Here is a 19,874-nt window from a genome sequence, read left to right on the forward strand (position 1 = left end):
GGCCGCATCAAACTGGCGGCTCCGCCGGGCGTCCGGGCCACTGAGCCAGCCGCAGCCGGCTCTCGAAGCGATACGGCTCTCCCGTCACCGGATCGGTGAACTCCAGTACTTTCGCGAGGAGTTGAAGAGGACGGGAGTAGTCGTCGGGCCCGGGCTCCTGGACGACCGGATAGACCGGGTCGTTCAGGAGCGGCAGCCCCAGGCTGTTCATGTGGACCCGCAGCTGATGGGTTCGGCCGGTGGCCGGCAGCAGCCGGTACCGGCCGAACCCGGCCCGGTGCTCAAGGAGTTCGATCCGGCTCTCGCTGTTCGGCTCGCCCGGCTCCTCGCGGGCGGCCATCACCCCGCGCTCCTTCACGATCCTGCTGCGTACGGTCACGGGCAGGGCGAGCGCCGGGTCGTACGCCGCCACCGCCTCGTACTCCTTGCGCACCAGCCGGTCCCGGAACAGCGTCTGGTACGCGCCCCGGTCCGCAGGGCGTACGACAAAGAGCGCGAGCCCCGCGGTCAGCCGGTCCAGCCGGTGCGCGGGCTGCAACTCGGGCAGCTCCAGATCGCGGCGCAGCCGGGCCAGCGCCGTCTCGGTGATGTGCCGGCCGCGCGGGGTGGTGGCGAGGAAGTGGGGCTTGTCCGCGATCACCAGACGCTCGTCCCGGTGGACGATCCCGACCTCGAAGGGGACGCGCTCCTCGGGCGCGAAGTCCCGGTGGAACCAGAGATACCGCCCCGCGGTGTAGGGCTCGTCGGCGGCGACCGGACCGTCCGCGGAGACGATGCGCCCCTCCCGGAACATGGCGTCGACCTGCTCCGCCCCGATGGCGTCGGCGTACCGCGCGGCGAGATGGTCGTACACCGTCTTCCACACGCCCTCCGGATCGGCGGGCAGCCGCAGCCGCACCGGGTCGATGCCGTCGCGCTGGGGGAGCGGCGCGGGCGGGGCCTTGCGTCTGCGTCTCACCGACGTGACTGTATGCCCACTGCATCGGATGTCTGCGGAACGGGGGCCGGGGGTGACGTCGGTGACCAGCATCGCCGCCTTCACGCGCCGGAAGCCCGTCGGCGCCGGGGCGCGGCACTTCATCAATGCTGGTGGCCGCAGGAGCGGGCGGCCCGCTTCGGCTGCGCCTGGCCACGCGCGTACTGGAGACGCATGGCACCCAGGGCTACAAAAAGATCCCCACGGGAATCAGTGGGGATCTTGCTGGTGTCCGAGGGGGGACTTGAACCCCCACGCCCGATAAAGGGCACTAGCACCTCAAGCTAGCGCGTCTGCCATTCCGCCACCCGGACCAGGTGTATGTCTCGCGGCCGTAGGCCGTTCCGACGTGGAAAACCATAGCAAACATTCGGCTGTGCCCGATCACGGCCCGGTCCGTGTGACGGCCGTATGACGGCGGACAGTCGCCCTTGGGGTCCGGGGCCCGCTCGCGGGAGGATGAGCAGGAACCACCAGCAGCGACAGCGGGAGGAACAGCGTGAGCGAGTCGAACAGGGCAGACAAGTCCAAGCCCGTGACGGGCGAGGACGAGGTCGTCGACCTCTGTCGTGAGCTGATCCGGATCGACACGAGCAACTACGGCGACCACTCGGGTCCGGGGGAGCGGGCCGCCGCGGAGTACGTCGCGGAGAAGCTCGCCGAGGTCGGGCTCGAACCGCAGATCTTCGAATCCCACAAGGGACGCGCATCCACCGTCGCCCGGATCGAGGGGGAAGACCCGTCCAGGCCCGCGCTGCTCATCCATGGGCACACCGACGTCGTACCGGCGAACGCCGACGACTGGACGCATCACCCCTTCTCCGGCGAGATCGCGGACGGCTGCGTGTGGGGCCGGGGCGCCGTCGACATGAAGGACATGGACGCGATGACCCTCGCGGTCGTACGCGACAGGCTGCGCACCGGCCGAAAGCCCCCTCGCGACATCGTGCTGGCCTTCCTCGCCGACGAGGAGGCCGGCGGCACGTACGGCGCGCGGCATCTGGTCGACAAGCACCCGAACCTCTTCGAGGGCGTCACCGAGGCCATCGGCGAGGTCGGCGGCTTCTCCTTCACCGTCAACGAGAACCTGCGGCTCTATCTCGTCGAGACGGCGCAGAAGGGCATGCACTGGATGCGCCTCACCGTCGACGGCACCGCAGGGCACGGCTCGATGACCAACAACGACAACGCCATCACCGAGCTCTGCGAGGCAGTCGGCCGTCTCGGCCGCCACAAGTGGCCGGTCAGGATGACCAAGACCGTACGGCACTTCCTGGACGAGCTCTCCGATGCGCTCGGCACGCCGCTGGACCCGGAGGACATGGACGCCACGCTCGCCAAGCTCGGCGGAATCGCGAAGATGATCGGCGCGACCCTGCGCAACTCCGCGGCCCCCACCATGCTCGGCGCCGGCTACAAGGTGAACGTCATCCCCGGGCAGGCGACCGCGCACGTCGACGGGCGCTTCCTGCCCGGGTACGAGGACGAGTTCCTGGCCGACCTCGACCGGCTGCTCGGCCCGCGCGTCAAGCGGGAGGACGTGCACGGCGACAAGGCCCTGGAGACCAGCTTCGACGGTGACCTCGTCGACGCGATGCAGATCGCGCTCAAGGCGGAGGACCCGATCGCCCGGGCCGTGCCGTACATGCTCTCCGGCGGCACCGACGCCAAGTCCTTCGACGACCTGGGCATCCGCTGCTTCGGCTTCGCGCCGCTCAAGCTGCCGCCGGAGCTGGACTTCGCGGGAATGTTCCACGGGGTGGATGAGCGAGTGCCGGTCGACGGGCTGAAGTTCGGTGTACGGGTGCTTGACCGATTCCTGGACCGGTGCTGAGCCGCGCCGGGTGAAGTGTGCTGAGACGAAACTCCAATAATCGTCAGTGTGTGCGTACTTGACTGAAAAGGGTGAAAGGGGCCATCGCCTCGTAGCCCCCCTCACTCCTCCTCGTTACAGGTGATGCGGTCCGCGGCTGGGACCGCATTGCCAACAAGGAGGAACAATGATCAAGAAGGTCGTCGCTGCTGCGGCTGCCGCTGGCGGTCTGGTGCTCGCGGGTGCGGGCGTTGCCATGGCCGACGCGGGTGCCCAGGGTGCCGCTGTGAACTCCCCCGGCGTGCTCTCCGGCAACGTCATCCAGGCGCCCATCCACGTGCCGGTGAACGCGTGTGGCAACACGGTCTCCGTGATCGGGCTGCTGAACCCCACCTTCGGCAACACCTGCGAGAACTCGTGATGTTGTGACTCGGCCCGCAAGGGTTCGGGTTTGAACCCGGGCGGTCCCGGAGTGCGCGCCATGCACTCCGGGACCGCCGGGTATTCCGCCTCCGGGCACGAGTCCGGAGGTTTTCCTGAAGCGTGAAGGCAAGGAACCAACCTATGCGACAGGTCACTCGCAAGGGCCTGATCACCATGGCGGCCGCGGGCGGCGTACTCGCCCTCGGCGGCAGCTATGCGTACGCGGATGCCGGTGCGACCGGAAACGCGTCGAATTCACCGGGCATCGCGTCCGGGAATTCGGTCCAGCTCCCCGTGCATATCCCCGTCAATGCGTGCGGGAACACCGTGAATGTGGTCGGGCTGCTCAACCCCGCCGGCGGCAACGAATGCGCCAACACGTCCGGATCCGACAATGGCTCGCCGGGCGGCGGAGCCCAGGCCGACGGGGAGACCAGTGACTCTCCCGGCATCGCCTCCGGCAACACCATCCAGGCGCCGGTCCATGTCCCCGTGAACGCCTGCGGGAACACCGTGAATGTGGTCGGGCTGCTCAACCCCGCCAGCGGCAACGAATGCGGCAACACGTCGGACGGCGGCTCGCCCGGCACCGGAGCCCAGGCCGGCGGGGTCACCAGCGCCTCTCCCGGCATCGCCTCCGGCAACCTCATCCAGGCGCCGGTCCATGTCCCCGTGAACGCCTGCGGGAACGCCGTCACCATCGGCGGCCTCGGCAACGCGGTCTCGGGCAACGACTGCGGTAACGGCACGACGCCCGGGACCGAGACGCCGCCGGGACCCCCGGTTACGCCGCCTGGCCCTCCGGTTACGCCGCCCGGCACCCCGGTTACGCCGCCCGGCACCCCGGTCACCCCGCCCGGCACCCCGGTCACCCCGCCCGGTAACCCGGTCACGCCGCCGGTCACCCCGGTCACCCCGGGTCAGCCCGAGACTCCCGCTCAGCCGACCGAGCCCACTACCCCCAGCGCCCCGGAGCCGGTCGCTCCGAACACCCCCGGTGCCCAGACGGGCACCTCGCCCGGGACTACCGACGAGCTCGCGCAGACCGGATCGGGTCCGCTCGACACGCTGATCCCGGCGGGCGCGGGTCTGCTGCTGGCGGGCGCGGTGCTGTACCGCCGCGGCCGCGCCAGGGCGTAACCGCGCGGTCACCGCTGAACGAGGCTGTGTGGCTCGCGGGGCGGTGCTGAGCGGTACGAAAGTGGATAAAACGGAGCGGGTCCCGCAGTAGCGGGGCTCGCTCCGTCCCATTTACTCGCTCACCAGGTGGCGCGCACCTGACGGATGATGCGTCGGCGCAGCCGCACCCTGCGGCTGCCGTCCCGATGCAAACTCAGTCGGTCCAACTCCCAGTGTCCGTACTCGGCATGGTCGGTCAGCAGACGGGTCGCTTCCTTGCGGGAGACCCCGCGCGGTACGTACACGTCGACAAATTCGTATTCCGGCATCGCATCTATTGTGCGGGCAGAGCCCCTGTACGGATAGCGTCTGCACTATGTCTGATGCTGCGCAGCCCACCGCTGCCGAGGTACGTGCCGCCGCCGAGGCGGTCAAAGCCGCACTGGACCGTCACCTCGCGGCGGTCGAGAACCGCACGGGCGAGGACGACCCGGCTGTCTATGCCGCGTTCAACAGCCTTGCCTCGGCGGCGGAGGCGTACGACGAGCGCCTTTACGACCGCTATGACGAGGTGACCCCCTTCGAGATCCCGGGCGCGGACGACTCGCTGCCGCCGTACGCGGGCCCCGAGGAGCCGAACGCGCTCAGCGTGCTGATCCGCCGGGACTACGCGGTGGTCGAGCCGCAGCGGCTGCTGGCGCAGGCACAACGCATCGCCGACGTGGACCCTGAGGACGACCGCCCGGAGAATGCCCCGGTGGTCGGCACGAGTGTGCACGCCGCGCTCGGGGTGCTCTTCGGGGAGTACGAACCGGATGAAATCGCCTCCCGGCACAAGGAGTTCGGCCTGGAGGAGGGCGACTCCACGCTGTGGGTGTCGGCAACGGACGAAATCCCGGAGCCGGGCGAGTGGCTGAGCACGCCGTTCGACCAGGCGGATCCGCAGCGGATCGTGTGCCGCTTCGACGTCAGCTCGGTCTTCGACGAGGACGAGCTGAGCGAGGATCTGGACGACCTCGACGAGGAAGCGGAGTCCTGACAGCACTCGCTCCGTAGCGCGGGCCCCTGTCACGTCCGAGCGACGGGGGCCTGTCGCATGTCGTCGGCACGGCGCCCTCGGTCACGGCGCCCTCGGTCACGGCGCCCTCGGTCACGGCGCCCTCGGTCACGGCGCCCTCGGTCACGGCGCCCTCGGTCACGGTGTCGAGGCGAGCAGCCCCTCGAGCAGCGTCCGCAGGCGCGTCGTGCGGTCCTGGGACGGGATCTCCGCCACGGCTCGCGGCAGCGCCTGGTCGACGCCGTGCACCACGGACAGATGGCGCTCGCCGCGGCTGAACGCGGTGTAGACCCACGGCCGGCTCAGCCCCTGAGCCGCGTCACCTGGCAGCACCACGACCGCCGCGGGCCAGCGCATTCCCGTGGCCTGGTGTGCAGTGAGCGCCCAGCCGTGGCGCACCGCCGATTCGACGCGCTCCTGCGGTACGACGACGGGCGTGCCCTCACAGTCGATGTGGAGGCCCTCCGCGTCCGCCGAGACGACGGTCCCGGGCAGCGTCCGGCCGAGCGCCGGGGCGTACGCGACCCGGTCGCCCGGGTCGAAGCCGCCGAACCGGCCCGGGCCGGGGTTGAGCCGCTGCTTGAGCGCCGCGTTGAGGGCGCGGGTGCCCGCGGATCCGCCGTGCCCCACCGTGATCACCTGGGTCTGCTCGGGCGGCACCCCGATGGCCCGCGGCACGGAGTCGGCGACGAGCTGCACCGCACGGTGGACCGCCTCGCCCGCGTCCCGCACCGGGACGATGACGACCTCCTTGCCGGGCGCCTCCACCTGGGTCAGTTCGCCGATGCCGATGCCTGAGACCAGCTCTCCGATCGGACCGGAGTCCGGCGTACGGGAGGCGATCTGCGGGCAGACCCTGGCGGCCAGCACATCCGCGAATACCCGGCCCGCGCCCGCCGAGCCGAGGACACCGGGGTCGCCGCTCAGCAGCAGCCGACTGCCGTCCGGCATCGACTCGACCAGCATCGCGGCGCTCTCCACGTCCAGCTGCGGCGCGTCCAGCACGACCAGGAGGTCGAGCGCGAACGCACCGTCCCCGTCTCTGCCCGGTCCCTCCGCGCCGGAGAGCAGCCCGCTGACGGTGACCGCTTCGGAGCCGAGCCGCCGGCGGCCGTTCTCGCTGTGGACCGCGACGACCGCGCGCAGCCCGAGCGCACCGGCGGCATCGGCCAGCGCGACCGGCTCGGCGCGCGCCGCCTCGCCGCCGCTGTGCGCCACCAGGCCACACGCCGCGACCGCGCGGACCAGCTCGGTGGGCTTGGCCGCCTCCCACCTGGCGTCGGCACCGGTCTTGGCCAGCCGCGCCAGGCCGTCCGCGAGGCTTTCCTCCGCGAGGGCGTACCGGTCGAGCCCCAGCAGCACCGGTACGGCAGGCTGCCCGGGCTCCTCGCCGTCCGCCGTCTCTTCCTCTATGCCGTCCTGGAACACCAGCACCGCGCCGTCTGCGATGGCCTGCTGCAGTGCCTCGTCCGGATCGGGCACCGACCGCTCGGCCAGCGCCCCGCGCACCGCGGACGACTCCAGCGCGGTGTGGCCCTGGAGCGCAGCGCGCTCCAACTGCCAGGTGACCAGGGCCGCCGTCCGGCGCTCGTCGCCCGGGCCGCACTCCGCGCCGAGCAGCGCCCGGGCGAAGCCGTCGGCCTGTTCGGGCCGGACGCCGGGCACGGACAGCAGCTGCCACGGGTCCTGGCGCAGGAAGTCCGCGGCCCGCTCCCCGAGCGCGTCCGCCACCTGCGGCGCCAGCGCTTCGGGCGCACCGCCCTCGGTGAGCACGGCCCGTACGGCTGTGACGGTCTCCGGCGCGGTCGCCACGGGTGCCCGCGCGGGCTCCGGAGGCCGCGGCCGCACCGGCTCGGCCGCCGCGGGCCGCCTCGGGGTGGGCGCGGTGGGGGTCCCCCCAGCGGAGGGAGGCGGAGAGTCGAAGAACGCGGTGCCGGACTTCTCGCCGCTCTCCACGGCCCGTACCGCAGCGAGCAGATCGGCGGCCGTCCCGCTCAGCTTGGTGCCGGCCTCGATGGACCCCGCCTTCTCGGCCTTGCGCTGCTCGATCCGGGCCCGCAGCTCTCGCTGCGCGGCAAGCTCGGCCTCGGCCTCGGAGAGCTCGCCCGCCTTCTCGGTGCCCTCTGCACCAGCAGCGGCCTCGTCGGCAGAGTCCGCGGTATCTGCGTCCGCGGTGTCCTGGTCCCCGGTGTCTGGCTCCGCGGTGGCCTGGTCCGTGGCCTCGGGCGCGTCCGGCTCGGCGGCCTCCGGTGCCGGGGCAGCGGCCTCGTCCGCGGGGGCGCGGTCCTCGGCCGGGGGTTCGGCCTGCCCCTCAGCGGCTGTTGGGGGCGGCGTCCCCTCGGAAGGCGCAGTCACAGCGTGCTCCAGTCCTGGTCGGGATATCGGTGCACGGGCGCCGACACATCGTCGAGCGCCTGGCAGATCTCGTCAGGAAGACTAAGCGCCTCCACTGACAATGCGGCCGTGAGCTGCTGCGCATTGCGCGCTCCGACGATCGGGGCCACCACCCCCGGCCGGTCCCGCACCCACGCCAGCGCCACCTGAAGTGCCGTAGCCGCCAGTCCGTCCGCCGCCGTCGTCACCGCGTCCACGATGCTGCTCGCCGCCTCGTCGAGGTACGGCTCCACGAAGGGCGCCAGCTGCTCCGACGCACCCCGCGAGTCCGCCGGAGTCGCATGCCGGTACTTCCCGGTCAGCACCCCGCGGCCGAGCGGCGACGACGGCAGCAGCCCGACCCCCAGGTCCAGGGCGGCGGGCAGCACTTCCCGCTCGACCCCCCGCTGCAGCAGTGAGTACTCCATCTGCGTACTGGCCAGCCGCGTCCGCACGCCCGGCGAGGCCAGCTGCCAGGTCGCGGCCTTCGCCAGCTGCCAGCCGCAGAAGTTCGACACGCCCGCGTACCGCGCCCGCCCGCTGCTCACCGCTATGTCCAGCGCCTGGAGCGTCTCCTCCAGCGGAGTGTCCGGATCGAAGGCGTGCACCTGCCACAGGTCGACGTAATCCGTCCCGAGCCGCTCCAGCGACGCGTCCAGCGCGGCGAGGAGATGCCCGCGCGAGCCGTCGAAGCGCCGGTCCGGGTCGGGCACGCTGCCCGCCTTCGTCGCGATGACCAGATCGCGCCGTGGGACGAGCCGCTCGACGAGCTGGCCCAGCAGATACTCGGCATCCCCACCGCCGTACACATCAGCGGTGTCGACCAGCGTCCCGCCCGCGTCCCAGAACGCCTTCAGCTGGTCGGCAGCGTCGTGCTCATCGGTGTCCCGGCCCCATGTGAGGGTGCCGAGCCCGATCCGGGACACGCGCAGGCCGGTACGGCCGAGTTGCCTCTGCTCCATGGGCGCTGAGATTACTGGCCACGGGCCCACCCTGAGAGAGCCTGTGGACAACCTCCCCCTGACGGATCGCCGGAACCCGCGCTAGAGTCCCCGGAACAGGGACGTTACTGATCAGTAAGAGGGAGCGGTTATGCGGCTCGGCATCAACCTCGGCTACTGGGGCGCGGGGATGGACGGCGACAATCTCGCGGTCGCCAAGGAGGCTGACAAGCTCGGCTACGACGTCTGCTGGGCCGCCGAGGCGTACGGCTCCGACGCCCCCACCGTGCTCACCTGGGTCGCTGCCCAGACCGAGCGCATCGACGTCGGCTCCGCGATCATGCAGATCCCGGCCCGCCAGCCCGCGATGACCGCGATGACCGCCGCCACCCTGGACTCCCTCTCCGGCGGCCGCTTCCGCCTCGGCCTCGGCGTCTCGGGCCCGCAGGTCTCCGAGGGCTGGTACGGCGTCAAGTTCGACAAGCCGCTCTCCCGCACCCGCGAGTACGTCGAGATCGTCCGCAAAGCGATGGCCCGCGAGCGCCTGTCGTACGAGGGCGAGCACTGGACGCTCCCGCTGCCGGAAGGCCCGGGCAAGCCGATCAAGCTCACCGTCCACCCGCAGCGCGAGCACATCCCGCTGTACATCGCCGCGATCGGCCCCAAGAACCTGGAGCAGACCGGCGAGATCGCCGACGGCGCGCTGCTGATCTTCCCGTCCGCGGACCACCTCGAGGACACCGCGATCAAGTATTTGCGGGCGGGCCGCGAGAAGGCCGGAAAGACGATGGAGGGCTTCGACGTCTGTCCGACGCTGCCGCTCGCTGTCGGCGAGGACGTGGGCGGTCTTGCCGACATGTTCCGTCCGTACACCGCGCTGTACGTCGGCGGCATGGGCAGCCGCAAGCAGAACTTCTACAACCAGCTTGCGCAGCGCATGGGTTATGAGAAGGAAGCCGCCGAGATCCAGGACAAGTACCTGTCCGGCGACAAGGAGGGCGCGGCCGCCGCGGTCCCGCACCAGCTGATCGACCAGACGACGCTGCTGGGCCCGGTGGAGCGGATCGCCGAGCGGATGGCGGCGTACGCCGCGGCCGGCGTCACCACGCTGACCCTCGCCCCGGCCGGATTCACGCTCGACGAGCGGCTGACCGCCCTGCGGGCGGGCACGACGGCCCTGGAGCGCGCCGGGCTCGCGTAACGCGGCCGCTGAACGGCCTGCCTGCGCTGAAGCCCCCGTTCACAAGGGGGCAAGGCTGCGGCCGTGGTGGGGGCTCGGGGGTCTTCCCCGCCACGGCCGTCATGCATCACAACGCCCAAATGCGGGCTCCGGTTACGGCCGGCACCCGCGTCGCCGTCCTCCATTCGGCGGAGTTGTGCGACCTACCTGTTGCCTCGCCTCCCATAGCGCATTTGACTCGTTCTTTGCGGATGTCTTCTGCGGATGTCTTCATGGAGGTGGCAGTGATGCTCTCGGCCCGGAGTCTCTTCCAGGAAATCGTCGACAGCGACGATGCCTTCCAGCTCTTCTGCTCCATCGCGGCCAGCGGTGAGGCGCAGGGTGGCTGGGAGAACGGCCGTATCGCCGCCCTGGTGCCCGAGAGCATGCGCGCCCTCGCTCCCAAGATCACCCGGCACGGCGCCGACGAGGACAAGCACGGACGGCTCTTCGACGCGCTGCTCAAGAAGCGCGGACTGGCACCCGTCCCCGTCCCGCCCGAGACCGACTACACGATGCTGCTCGAAAAGCAGGGCATCGGACTCACCCACGAGAAGCTGCGCCGCGACGAGCCGCTGACCGAGGGGGACATCGTCGTCTACCTCTCGCACAGCAGGGTCACCGAGCAGCGGGCCGCCGACCAGATGGACATGCTCGTGAAGTACTTCGGGAACCATCCCGAACTGGGCAGGGCCATCACCATGATCTGCAACGACGAGGACAACCACCTGGCTTACTGCCACGAGGAGTTGCTGCGGCTGGCCGCCGCCGGGCACGGCCGTACGATCCAGCGGGTCCTGCGCGAGAGCGCCCTCGCCGAGATCAAGGTCTACCGCGATGTGAGCCTCGCTGTGATGGACCACATGGGACGGCTGCTGCACTGGCCCAAGGCCAAGTCCGCGACGCTGGCCGCGGGCATCCACGCCATGTACGCGTACGAACGGTTCGGCGGCTGGCACCGGATGGTCAGCCTGAAGATGCCCGAGCGCCGGGGCGCCCTCGACGGGCCTCCCGCCGCCGCTCCCGCCTTCTGAGAGCGGTGGGGGCGCCTACAGCCAGCCGCGGCGCTTGAACAGCCGGAACAGGCCGTACACCGCCCCGGCCATCAGCAGCACCACCGCCGGATACGCCCACACCCACCGCAGCTCCGGCATGTGCTCGAAGTTCATGCCGTAGATCCCCGCGACCATGGTGGGGACCGCGACCATGGCCGCCCACGCCGAGATCTTGCGCAGGTCGTCGTTCTGCCGCACGCCCATCTGTGCGAGATGGGCGGACAGGACGTCCGACAGCAGCCGGTCCAACCCCTCGACCTGCTCGTTCGCTCGTGTCAGATGGTCGCTGACGTCGCGGAAGAACGGCTGCGCATGCTCATGGACGAACGGCACGCCCGCGCTCGCAAGACGGGCCATCGGAGCCGCCAGCGGCCCGGCGGCGCGGCGGAACTCCAGAACCTGCCGCTTGAAGGTGTAGATCCGCGCCGCGCTGTGGCGTGCGTCGCCGCCGGCGGGTGCGAAGACATCGGTCTCCAGCTCCTCCAGGTCCGCCTGGAGCTCGGCGGCGACATCGATGTAGTGGTCGACGACCGCGTCACTGATGGCGTACAGAACCGCAGTGGGGCCGTGCTTGAGGACCTCGGGCTCGGCTTCGAGCCGTCGGCGCACCGCCGCGAGCGGCGCGCCCTCACCGTGCCGGACCGTCACCACGAACGAGTCGCCGATGAAGACCATCAGCTCGTCAGTGGTGACGGCGTCGCTCTCCGGCTCGTACACCACCGGCTTGAGAACCACGAACAGCGAGTCGTCGTACACCTCGAGCTTGGGGCGCTGGTGTGCGTTGAGGGCGTCCTCCACCGCCAGCGGATGCAGCCCGAACTCCGCCGAGACGTGATCGAACTCCTTCTCCGTCGGCTCGTAAAGACCGATCCAGAGAAAGGCGTCGCCGGTCGCCCGAGCCTCGTCCAGGGCATCGGAGAAGTCGGCGGGGCCTTTGGTGCGGCGCCCCTCGCGGTAGATGGCACAGTCCACGATCACGGCGTGCATTCTTCCTTGCATACGGCCCCGGCGCACCCTCGTGCGCGGGTCCGCCTAGGCTGACGGTCATGGCCACGCTGATCCTCGTACGCCACGGACGCTCCACCGCCAACACCGCGGGGGTGCTCGCCGGCTGGACCCCTGGCGTCTTTCTCGACGAGCGCGGCGCCGCGCAGGCGGCCGCGCTGCCCGAGCGGCTCGCCGATGTGCCGGTCGCCGCCGTCGTCAGCAGCCCCCTGGAGCGCTGTCTGCAGACCATGCAGCCGCTGCTGGACGCCCGGCCCGGTCTTGAACTGCAGACGGACGAGCGGATCGGCGAGTGTCACTACGGCGACTGGTCGGGGCGCAAGCTCGCCGAGCTCGCGGACGAGCCGCTCATGGAGGTCGTGCAGCAGCACCCGTCCGCGGCGGCGTTCCCCGGCGGCGAGTCGATGCGGGCCATGCAGGCGCGCGCCGTCGACGCCGTACGCGAATGGAACGCGCGCATCGACGCGGCGCACGGCGAGGACGCGGTGTATGTGATGTGCTCGCACGGCGACATCATCAAGTCCCTGGTGGCGGACGCGCTCGGCATGCATCTCGATCTCTTCCAGCGGGTTCATGTGGAGCCGTGCTCCGTGACCGCGATCCGCTACACCCGCACCCGTCCATTTCTTCTGCGCCTCGGTGACACCGGGGACTTCGGCTCGCTCGCGCCGCGCGGGAACGGTGGCGGGAACGACGGTGGCGGGGCCGCGGTCGTCGGGGGCGGCGCGGGCGCCCCGTGATCGCTCCCCGCAGTAGGGTGGACGGGCTGAAAACCCGTATGCCCGCTCGACAGTCGTCCACAGCAGCCGATACCGACCGACCCCACGATCCCGAGGGAGACAGAACGTGTCCCGTCAGGTGTTCCTCTACGACCCGCCGGACCGTTTCGTGGCCGGCACGGTCGGGCTGCCTGGACGCCGTACGTTCTTCCTGCAGGCTTCGGCCGCAGGGCGCGTCACCAGCGTAGCCCTGGAGAAGACCCAGGTGGCCGCGCTCGCCGAGCGGATCGACGAGCTGCTGGACGAGGTCGTGCGCCGTACCGGGGGCAACGCGCCGGTGCCGGCCGTCGCGCCCGCCGACGTCGCGGACACCGCACCGCTGGACGCTCCGGTCGAGGAGGAGTTCCGGGTCGGCACGATGGCGCTGGCGTGGGACGGCGAGGAACAGCGCATGATCGTCGAGGCTCAGGCGCTGGTGGAGCTGGACGCGGACTCCGAGGAGGACCTCGCGGAGGCCGAGGAACGGCTGCTGCAGGACGAGGAGAACGGCCCGCCGATGCTGCGCGTCCGGCTGTCCGGGGCGCAGGCGAGGGCCTTTGCCAAGCGCGCGCTGGACGTGGTGAACGCCGGCCGGCCGCCGTGCCCGCTGTGCAGCCTGCCGCTCGATCCGGAAGGACACGTATGCCCGCGCCAGAACGGATACCGCCGCGGAGCCTGACGGCGCGGGATCTCCTCGCCAAGGGCGAGCTCACCGTGCGCGGACGGGTCCGCGAGGCGTCCAACGCGGTCCTGTACTGCTCCGTCTCGTACGAGGGTGAGCAGGCCCACTGCGTCTACAAGCCGGTCGCCGGTGAGCGGCCGCTGTGGGACTTCCCGGACGGAACGCTCGCGCAGCGCGAGGTGGCGGCGTACGAGCTCTCCGAGGCGACCGGGTGGGGCCTGGTGCCGCCGACGGTCCTGCGGGACGGCCCGTACGGCGAGGGCATGGTCCAGCTCTGGATCGAGGCGGACCCGTCGGCGCCGCTGCTCGCGCTGGTCGAGGACGAGGAGCCGGGAGAGGGCTGGAAGGCGGTCGGCTTCGCGGAGGTGGGCGAGGGGCGTACGGCGCTGCTTGTGCACGCGGACGATGTGCGGCTGCGGCGGCTGGCGGTGCTGGACGCGGTGATCAACAACGGTGACCGGAAGGGTGGGCATCTGCTGCCGACGGCGGACGGCCATCTGTACGCGATCGACCACGGGGTCACGTTCAACGTGGACGACAAGCTGCGGACGCTGCTGTGGGGCTGGGCGGGGGACCCGCTGCCGCCGGAGGCGACCTCGGCGCTGGCAGCGCTGGCGGCGGCGCTGGACGAGGGCGAACAGCTGTCCGCCCGTCTGGCGGAACTGCTGACGGGGGCGGAGGTGGAGGCGGTGCGGTCGAGAGTGGGGGCGCTGCTGGGGACGGGGAGGCATCCGGTGCCGTCGGGGGAGTGGCCGGCGATTCCCTGGCCGCCGGTGTGAGGTGTGGGGCTGTTCCCCTGGGCCACGGACACATCCGCGCGCAACCCGCAAGAGCGCCCAACCAGCCAAGCCGTCGCCTGATCCGGTTCGTATGCGGAACGGGCGTCCGGTTAGGCTCATGTCATGCATGCCTGGCCCGCTTCTGAGGTCCCCGCCCTGCCTGGCAAGGGCCGCGACCTCCAGATCCACGACACCGCGACCGGTGGTCCTGTGACCCTCGACCCCGGTCCCGTCGCCCGCATCTATGTCTGCGGCATTACGCCGTACGACGCGACCCACATGGGTCACGCGGCGACTTACAACGCGTTCGACCTCGTTCAGCGCGTGTGGCTCGACACCAAGCGGCAGGTTCACTACGTGCAGAACGTGACGGACGTCGACGACCCGCTCCTCGAGCGTGCCATCCGCGACGGGCACGACTGGACCGAGCTCGCCGAGCGCGAGACCGCGCTCTTTCGCGAGGACATGACCGCACTGCGGATGCTCCCCCCGCAGCACTACATCGGCGCTGTCGAGGCCGTACCCGGCATCGTGCCGCTCGTCGAGCGGCTCCGGGACGCGGGTGCCGCGTACGAGCTCGAAGGCGACGTGTACTTCTCCGTGGAGGCCGACCCGCACTTCGGCGAGGTGTCCAACCTGGACGCCGAGGCGATGCGGCTCCTGTCCGCCGAGCGGGGCGGCGACCCCGACCGCCCCGGCAAGAAGAACCCCCTCGACCCGATGCTGTGGATGGCCGCCCGTGAGGGCGAGCCGAGTTGGGACGGCGGCACCCTCGGGCGCGGGCGGCCCGGATGGCACATCGAGTGTGTGGCCATCGCCCTGGACCACCTCGGCATGGGCTTCGACGTACAGGGCGGCGGCTCCGATCTCGCCTTCCCGCACCACGAGATGGGCGCTTCGCACGCCCAAGTCCTCACCGGCGAGTACCCCTTCGCCAAGGCGTACGTCCACGCCGGCATGGTCGCGCTCGATGGCCAGAAGATGTCCAAGTCCAAGGGCAACCTGGTCTTCGTGTCCAAGCTGCGCCGCGACGGGGTCGACCCCGCCGCGATCCGGCTCGCCCTTCTCTCCCATCACTACCGCGCCGACTGGGAGTGGACCGACCAGGTCCTCCGGGACGCCGTCGAGCGTCTCGGCCGCTGGCGCGCGGCCGTGTCCCGGCCGGACGGGCCGCCCGCCGACGCCCTCGTCGAGGAGATCCGCGCCGCCCTCGCGAACGACCTCGACGCGCCCGCCGCGCTGGCCGCCGTCGACCGCTGGGCCGCGCTCCAGCAGGCGGAGGGCGGTACGGACGAGGGCGCGCCCGGCCTCGTCTCGCGTGCCGTCGACGCTCTGCTGGGCGTAGCGCTGTAAGCCCGCACGACGACTGAGGGGCGCCGGGCGGGTCTGTGCCCACCCGGCGCCCTCGGTGCGGGAGTTGCCCCTACTGCTTGTTGACGATGACGGCCTGGATGACGTCGTTCGTCGACTCGTAGATCCCGATGATCTGCTGCCCGAAGGCGAAGGCCTCCTGGACCGCGTCATGCGTCACCGCGTTCGGGTTCACCAGACGGCGCCAGCCGTTGTTGATGAACAGGTACAAGATCGACGGCTGGCCGGGCAGCGGTGTGACGACGTCCCAGAACTTCGTGGCGATACCGCTGGTGACGGCCTGGTTGTCGACCGCGCTCGGCAGCAACAGCGGCTGCTGGTGCTGCGACTGCGACTGCTGCTGGCCGAGTTGCTGGAGCAGCTGCTGGTACGGCTGCTGCTGACCGAGCTGCTGCAGCTCCTGCGCGAGCGGGTACTGGCCCTGCGGGCTCTGCATCGACGGCGGCGGGGCGGTGCTCGCGCCCTGCTGCCCGTGCTGCTGCTGCCCGAACTGCTGGTGTCCGTACTGCTGCTGGCCGTACGGCTGCCCGTACTGCTGGCTCATGGAACTGGGGTTCATCTGCGGGGTGGTGCTCATGTCCTGTTCACCTTCCCTTTCGATTCATCCGGCGACGACCAGGCCCACGACCTCGTCGTCCGAGTACCAGACGCGAACGTCCGGCCGTCCCCCCGCGAAGGCGGCATGGACCGCCTGGCGGATTTCGGGGGCGGGATGGTTGAGATTGCGCCACGCGCCGGCCACGAACAGCCTCAGGCGCGGCGGAAGTTCACGGGGATACGGCATCAACTCGTCCCAGTACCGCTCCGCCCGGCCGGAGCCGACCGATGACGGCACCAGCTGGGTGACGGCCGACTTGATGTCGGGACGGTTGCCGATCCGCTGCGAGGCGGGCCGCCCCGGTGCGTCCTGCTGCGGCGAACCCGTCCTGCGCAGTACGTCGCGCGCCTGCTCGGGGCTCATCTGCGCGAACCGCGCGGCCTTGAGGATGCCCTGCAGGCACGCCAGCGCGCCGACCACCACCGGTGACGCGGACGAGGTGCCCGAGAAGGTGTCCGTGTACCAGGCGATCTCCTCGGCGCCGCCCTGGAGATCGCCCGCCCGGTCCCAGAAGCCGCCGGTCGTGGTGACCTCGCGGCCCCAGCCCTGGGCGTCTATGCGCGCCCCGTAGTTGGAGAACGCCAGCCGCGACCGGTCGGGACCGTGGTCGCGGCCGTGCGTCCCGGGCGGGGGAGCGCCCGCTCCGACGAGGATTGCCCCGGATGACTGGTTCGACGGGTTGAAGGGGTTGCGCCACGACTCGGGGAACTCGTCGGGCCTGCGTTCGTACAGCGCGTCGTCCAGGCTCTCGCCGCCATTGCCCGCGGCCTCGACGACCAGGACGCCCATGGCCGTCGCCCAGCGGATCGCCGCACAGTCGTCGGGCCACCACTCCAGCGGGATATAGCCGCGCTGGTCGTCGCGGGTCTCGAAGTCGAACCGCGGTCCCGGGCGGTGGAGTTCGATCAGCAGGATGTCGCCGGGGGAGAGCCGTTCGGCGGCGGCGTGGATGGCCGCGGCCGAGCCGATGCCCTGGAACGACGCCGCCGCGGTCACCGCCTCCGGCGCGATCCCGGTGATCCCCTTCTCGTCGCGGTCGCCGCCGATGACGCCGAGGACCGCCGTGCCGTGGTTGCGCCACGCGAGGTCCTGGACCGGGTTGCCGACGACGATGCCGGCCAGCTTGTCCGCCAGGTCCTCGTGGCCCAACTGCCAGGCGCCCTCGACGTCGACGACGGTGACGCCCGCTCCCGAGCCGCCCGGTCGCTGCCAGGCCCAGTACGCGTCCACGCCCTCGGGCGCCGGCGTCAAGTAGCCCTGGCGGCCGGTGAAGTCGGGTGTCGCGGGCGCGCCCTCCTTGAGGCGTTTGGCCTCCTCGGTCAGGGCGCCATGGGGCGAGGTCCGCGCGGGTACGGCGCCGGGTTTGGCGTACGCCGTCTCGATCTCGGGGAGTGCGGCCAGCCGGGCGGTCAGCTCCTGGGCCCGGTCGCCTCCGCCCCGTACGCGATAGAAGAGCGAGAGGTCGGGCATCGCACCCCGGCCGCCGACCGGTCCCGCGTGCTGCGAGGGCAGGGCGGTCCTGCTCCGCTCCTCATTGCCGAACAGCGGCTCCAGAGCGAGCTGTTCGTCGCTCAGGAACATGTTCAGGGCGGAGATGTCCGTCCCCGAGGCCGACCGTACGCCGTCCGTGCCGACGCGCAGCCGGGCCTCGGCCCGTGCGACGACGATCAGCTCCGGCTCGGCTCCTTGATAGGTGAATCCAGCTCCGTCGGGTCCAGGGCCCGTAGTTCCGGGGCCCTGACCTGGGAGTGCCTGATCGGTCATCGCTACGACCGCTCCCTTCGGGTGCCGTGCTCCGTGGTTTGGCTATGTCTGCGTGTCGTGCCGTGGCCGCCACCCTGCTACCTACACCGCCGGACGTCCAGCCCGCTTGCGTGAACTACGTTTGAAATCAAGCCTGATTGGGAACACCGTGCATTTCGTCTTGAAGGCGATGTCACGCCGCAATTCGGCCAAACACTGCGGAGTCGCCTGCTGTGTGTTGAGGTGAGAGCGACTGTTGAACACTTGTCGGAAGGACGGTCAACGCAACGCTCCTTCGCACGTCGAAGAGTTCTCGGAGCGGTTGCGGCACTCGGCGGCGCGGCGCTCCTCCCCGCTGGGTGGAGTGGCCCAGGCGGCCGGATCCACCAGTGGGCGGTGGCCCACACGTTTCCCGTTGCCGAACGGCTTCCGGCCCGAAGGAATCACCATCGGGCCGAGCCCCTATGCCTACTTAGGGTCGATAGCGAATGGCGATGTCTACCGCGCGAGCCTGGCCACGGGCCGGGGACACGTCATCAGCCAGGGGCTCGGAGCCGAGCACCCCGTGATAGGTCTGAAAATCGACCGGCGAGAGCGGCTGCTGTTCCTCAGCGGCGGCGGTAGCCGTGAGATCCGGGTGGCCGTCAACACCGTGGCAGGGGGGCGACGGCCTGATGCGCGTCGACCCGCGCACCGGAGTGGCCCGCAGCGTCGACATCGGCGGCACCAGGCTTCCCGACGGCGACGGCCTGTTGCTGCTCGGCCGCACCCGCGGTGGATCAGGTCCGACGCTGAGTACGAGAAGCTGAATACGAGATGCTGAGTCCGAACTGAGAACGGAGCGGGGCGGCGCCCGGTCGGCGCCGCCCCGCTGCTCATTCCCCTACCTCAGTCATCCGAGGAATCTTCGTCCTCAGCCTCAGCCTCAGCCTCAGGCCCCGCCTCGGGATCCGGCTCCGCACGCGGCGGCATCGGCGGCCGGGTCCGCCCGCTGGAGGTGTCGCGCAGATACGAGCTGCCCTCGCCGCCGTCCGTCGCATGCCCGGGACCGCCGTCGCGCCTGCGCAGATACCGTTCGAATTCGCGGGCGATGGCCTCGCCCGACGCCTCTGGAAGCTCCGCGGTGTCCCGCGCCTCCTCCAGCGTCTGTACGTACTCCGCCACTTCGCTGTCCTCGGCGGCCAGTTGATCCACACCGAGCTGCCATGCCCGTGCGTCCTCGGCCAGTTCACCCAGCGGAATCCGGAGGCCGATCAGGTCCTCGAGGCGGTTGAGCAGCGCCAGCGTCGCCTTGGGGTTGGGCGGCTGCGACACATAGTGCGGCACCGCGGCCCACAGGCTCACTGCCGGCACACCCGCGTGCGTGCACGCCTCCTGCAGGATGCCGACGATGCCGGTCGGCCCCTCGTACCTGGTCTCCTCCAGATGCATGGTCCTCGCCAGATCCGGATCGGAGGTGATGCCGCTGACCGGCACCGGACGGGTGTGCGGGGTGTCGCCGAGCAGTGCGCCCAGAATCACCACCATCTCGACGCCGAGCTCATGGGCGAAGCCCAGGATCTCGTTGCAGAACGAGCGCCAGCGCATGGACGGCTCGATGCCGCGGACCAGCACCAGGTCGCGCGGCTTGTCGCCGCCGATGCGGACGACGGAGAGCCGGGTGGTGGGCCAAGTGATCTTCCGTACCCCGCCGTCCAGCCACACCGTGGGCCGGTTGACCTGGAAGTCGTAGTAGTCCTCGGCGTCGAGCGCCGCGAACACCTCGCCCTTCCATTCCCGGTCCAGGTGTGCGACCGCGGTGGAGGCGGCGTCGCCGGCGTCGTTCCAGCCCTCGAACGCGGCCACCATGACCGGGTCGATCAGCTCGGGAACCGCCTCGAGCTCGATCACCCAGTGCCTCCTTCCGAAGTTCCCTTGTCTACGCCCCAACCTTACGGCTTACGGGGTGCCCGGCCGCAGCCC

The 19,874-nt window shown here is 70.8% G+C and carries 19 protein-coding genes and 1 tRNA gene; 11 read left to right on the forward strand and 9 right to left on the reverse strand.

Annotated features, from left to right (window positions below):
• Positions 1-7: 7 nt before the first annotated feature.
• Together ACZ3H8_RS21815 and ACZ3H8_RS21820 are read right to left on the reverse strand one after the other, a co-directional pair.
• A complete protein-coding gene (locus tag ACZ3H8_RS21815) occupies positions 8-958 on the reverse strand; it encodes an RluA family pseudouridine synthase (RefSeq protein WP_467404250.1) in 951 nt (316 codons plus the stop codon).
• A 244-nt stretch (positions 959-1,202) separates the two neighbouring features.
• Positions 1,203-1,290: transfer RNA gene (locus ACZ3H8_RS21820), tRNA-Leu, on the reverse strand.
• A gap of 185 nt (positions 1,291-1,475) precedes the next feature.
• Here ACZ3H8_RS21820 and ACZ3H8_RS21825 point away from each other — a divergent pair.
• The 3 genes from ACZ3H8_RS21825 (at position 1,476) to ACZ3H8_RS21835 (ending at position 4,352) form a co-directional block, all read left to right on the forward strand.
• Positions 1,476-2,810: a M20/M25/M40 family metallo-hydrolase gene (locus tag ACZ3H8_RS21825; RefSeq protein WP_467404252.1), complete on the forward strand. Its 1,335-nt coding sequence runs from the start codon at positions 1,476-1,478 to the stop codon at positions 2,808-2,810.
• A gap of 166 nt (positions 2,811-2,976) precedes the next feature.
• Positions 2,977-3,210, forward strand: coding sequence for a chaplin (locus ACZ3H8_RS21830; protein ID WP_467404254.1), 234 nt, complete (start codon positions 2,977-2,979; stop codon positions 3,208-3,210).
• A gap of 143 nt (positions 3,211-3,353) precedes the next feature.
• Complete coding sequence (locus ACZ3H8_RS21835; RefSeq protein WP_467404257.1) at positions 3,354-4,352, forward strand: chaplin; 999 nt, start codon at positions 3,354-3,356, stop codon at positions 4,350-4,352.
• 119 nt (positions 4,353-4,471) lie between these two features.
• Here the strand turns inward: ACZ3H8_RS21835 and ACZ3H8_RS21840 are convergent, their stop codons facing one another.
• Complete coding sequence (locus tag ACZ3H8_RS21840) at positions 4,472-4,660, reverse strand: DUF5703 family protein (RefSeq protein ID WP_005319466.1); 189 nt, start codon at positions 4,658-4,660, stop codon at positions 4,472-4,474.
• Between the two features lie 47 nt (positions 4,661-4,707).
• Here ACZ3H8_RS21840 and ACZ3H8_RS21845 point away from each other — a divergent pair, with 47 nt between their 5' ends.
• Positions 4,708-5,370: a hypothetical protein gene (locus ACZ3H8_RS21845; protein WP_356230099.1), complete on the forward strand. Its 663-nt coding sequence runs from the start codon at positions 4,708-4,710 to the stop codon at positions 5,368-5,370.
• 156 nt (positions 5,371-5,526) lie between these two features.
• Here ACZ3H8_RS21845 and ACZ3H8_RS21850 read toward each other — a convergent pair whose 3' ends face one another.
• On the reverse strand, positions 5,527-7,743 hold the full coding sequence (locus ACZ3H8_RS21850) for a helix-hairpin-helix domain-containing protein (protein ID WP_467404258.1): 2,217 nt from the start codon (positions 7,741-7,743) through the stop codon (positions 5,527-5,529).
• Positions 7,740-8,723 (reverse strand): aldo/keto reductase, encoded by a 984-nt coding sequence (locus tag ACZ3H8_RS21855; RefSeq protein WP_467404261.1) that lies wholly within the window; start codon positions 8,721-8,723, stop codon positions 7,740-7,742. Before ACZ3H8_RS21855 ends, ACZ3H8_RS21850 begins: the two co-directional genes overlap by 4 nt.
• Positions 8,724-8,853: 130 nt before the next feature.
• Here ACZ3H8_RS21855 and ACZ3H8_RS21860 point away from each other — a divergent pair, with 130 nt between their 5' ends.
• Entirely contained in the window at positions 8,854-9,903 is a 1,050-nt protein-coding gene (locus ACZ3H8_RS21860) for an LLM class F420-dependent oxidoreductase (RefSeq protein WP_467404262.1), read from the forward strand.
• A 266-nt stretch (positions 9,904-10,169) separates the two neighbouring features.
• Positions 10,170-10,955 (forward strand): ferritin-like domain-containing protein, encoded by a 786-nt coding sequence (locus ACZ3H8_RS21865; RefSeq protein WP_467404778.1) that lies wholly within the window; start codon positions 10,170-10,172, stop codon positions 10,953-10,955.
• Between the two features lie 15 nt (positions 10,956-10,970).
• Here ACZ3H8_RS21865 and corA read toward each other — a convergent pair whose 3' ends face one another.
• Complete coding sequence (gene corA / locus ACZ3H8_RS21870) at positions 10,971-11,963, reverse strand: magnesium/cobalt transporter CorA (protein WP_467404264.1); 993 nt, start codon at positions 11,961-11,963, stop codon at positions 10,971-10,973.
• A 59-nt stretch (positions 11,964-12,022) separates the two neighbouring features.
• On the opposite strand from corA, the gene ACZ3H8_RS21875 reads away from it, so the two are divergent.
• From ACZ3H8_RS21875 to mshC, 4 genes are all read left to right on the forward strand, one after another.
• A complete protein-coding gene (locus tag ACZ3H8_RS21875; protein ID WP_467404266.1) occupies positions 12,023-12,721 on the forward strand; it encodes a histidine phosphatase family protein in 699 nt (232 codons plus the stop codon).
• Between the two features lie 106 nt (positions 12,722-12,827).
• Positions 12,828-13,418 carry a DUF3090 domain-containing protein gene (locus ACZ3H8_RS21880; protein ID WP_307664468.1) on the forward strand — a complete coding sequence of 197 codons (591 nt, stop codon included), beginning with the start codon at positions 12,828-12,830 and terminating at the stop codon, positions 13,416-13,418.
• The gene (locus tag ACZ3H8_RS21885) at positions 13,382-14,200 is read left to right on the forward strand and encodes an SCO1664 family protein (RefSeq protein ID WP_467404267.1); all 819 of its coding nucleotides are present in this window, start codon (positions 13,382-13,384) and stop codon (positions 14,198-14,200) included. Before ACZ3H8_RS21880 ends, ACZ3H8_RS21885 begins: the two co-directional genes overlap by 37 nt.
• Positions 14,201-14,323: 123 nt before the next feature.
• The gene (mshC, locus tag ACZ3H8_RS21890) at positions 14,324-15,553 is read left to right on the forward strand and encodes a cysteine--1-D-myo-inosityl 2-amino-2-deoxy-alpha-D-glucopyranoside ligase (protein ID WP_467404269.1); all 1,230 of its coding nucleotides are present in this window, start codon (positions 14,324-14,326) and stop codon (positions 15,551-15,553) included.
• A 70-nt stretch (positions 15,554-15,623) separates the two neighbouring features.
• Here the strand turns inward: mshC and ACZ3H8_RS21895 are convergent, their stop codons facing one another.
• Together ACZ3H8_RS21895 and ACZ3H8_RS21900 are read right to left on the reverse strand one after the other, a co-directional pair.
• Positions 15,624-16,148, reverse strand: coding sequence for a hypothetical protein (locus ACZ3H8_RS21895; protein WP_467404271.1), 525 nt, complete (start codon positions 16,146-16,148; stop codon positions 15,624-15,626).
• 24 nt (positions 16,149-16,172) lie between these two features.
• On the reverse strand, positions 16,173-17,933 hold the full coding sequence (locus tag ACZ3H8_RS21900; protein ID WP_467404272.1) for a S8 family peptidase: 1,761 nt from the start codon (positions 17,931-17,933) through the stop codon (positions 16,173-16,175).
• Between the two features lie 653 nt (positions 17,934-18,586).
• On the opposite strand from ACZ3H8_RS21900, the gene ACZ3H8_RS21905 reads away from it, so the two are divergent.
• Positions 18,587-18,721, forward strand: coding sequence for a hypothetical protein (locus tag ACZ3H8_RS21905; protein WP_467404274.1), 135 nt, complete (start codon positions 18,587-18,589; stop codon positions 18,719-18,721).
• Positions 18,722-18,800: 79 nt separating this feature from the next.
• Here the strand turns inward: ACZ3H8_RS21905 and ACZ3H8_RS21910 are convergent, their stop codons facing one another.
• Positions 18,801-19,802, reverse strand: a complete 1,002-nt coding sequence (locus tag ACZ3H8_RS21910; protein WP_467404277.1) for a PAC2 family protein — start codon at positions 19,800-19,802, stop codon at positions 18,801-18,803.
• Positions 19,803-19,874: the final 72 nt, after the last annotated feature.

It is taken from the genome of Streptomyces sp. NPDC002868 (assembly GCF_055563295.1).

Excerpts from the sequence above, each read along its gene's own strand:
- ACZ3H8_RS21860 (WP_467404262.1), top strand. The coding sequence starts at position 8,854 with ATGCGGCTCGGCATCAACCTCGGCTACTGGGGCGCGGGGATGGACGGC.
- ACZ3H8_RS21905 (WP_467404274.1), top strand. The coding sequence starts at position 18,587 with ATGCGCGTCGACCCGCGCACCGGAGTGGCCCGCAGCGTCGACATCGGC.
- ACZ3H8_RS21855 (WP_467404261.1), bottom strand. The coding sequence starts at position 8,723 with ATGGAGCAGAGGCAACTCGGCCGTACCGGCCTGCGCGTGTCCCGGATC.
- ACZ3H8_RS21875 (WP_467404266.1), top strand. The coding sequence starts at position 12,023 with ATGGCCACGCTGATCCTCGTACGCCACGGACGCTCCACCGCCAACACC.
- mshC (WP_467404269.1), top strand. The coding sequence starts at position 14,324 with ATGCATGCCTGGCCCGCTTCTGAGGTCCCCGCCCTGCCTGGCAAGGGC.
- ACZ3H8_RS21845 (WP_356230099.1), top strand. The coding sequence starts at position 4,708 with ATGTCTGATGCTGCGCAGCCCACCGCTGCCGAGGTACGTGCCGCCGCC.
- ACZ3H8_RS21895 (WP_467404271.1), bottom strand. The coding sequence starts at position 16,148 with ATGAGCACCACCCCGCAGATGAACCCCAGTTCCATGAGCCAGCAGTAC.
- ACZ3H8_RS21830 (WP_467404254.1), top strand. The coding sequence starts at position 2,977 with ATGATCAAGAAGGTCGTCGCTGCTGCGGCTGCCGCTGGCGGTCTGGTG.
- corA (WP_467404264.1), bottom strand. The coding sequence starts at position 11,963 with ATGCACGCCGTGATCGTGGACTGTGCCATCTACCGCGAGGGGCGCCGC.
- ACZ3H8_RS21885 (WP_467404267.1), top strand. The coding sequence starts at position 13,382 with ATGCCCGCGCCAGAACGGATACCGCCGCGGAGCCTGACGGCGCGGGAT.
- ACZ3H8_RS21900 (WP_467404272.1), bottom strand. The coding sequence starts at position 17,933 with ATGACCGATCAGGCACTCCCAGGTCAGGGCCCCGGAACTACGGGCCCT.
- ACZ3H8_RS21835 (WP_467404257.1), top strand. The coding sequence starts at position 3,354 with ATGCGACAGGTCACTCGCAAGGGCCTGATCACCATGGCGGCCGCGGGC.
- ACZ3H8_RS21840 (WP_005319466.1), bottom strand. The coding sequence starts at position 4,660 with ATGCCGGAATACGAATTTGTCGACGTGTACGTACCGCGCGGGGTCTCC.
- ACZ3H8_RS21865 (WP_467404778.1), top strand. The coding sequence starts at position 10,170 with ATGCTCTCGGCCCGGAGTCTCTTCCAGGAAATCGTCGACAGCGACGAT.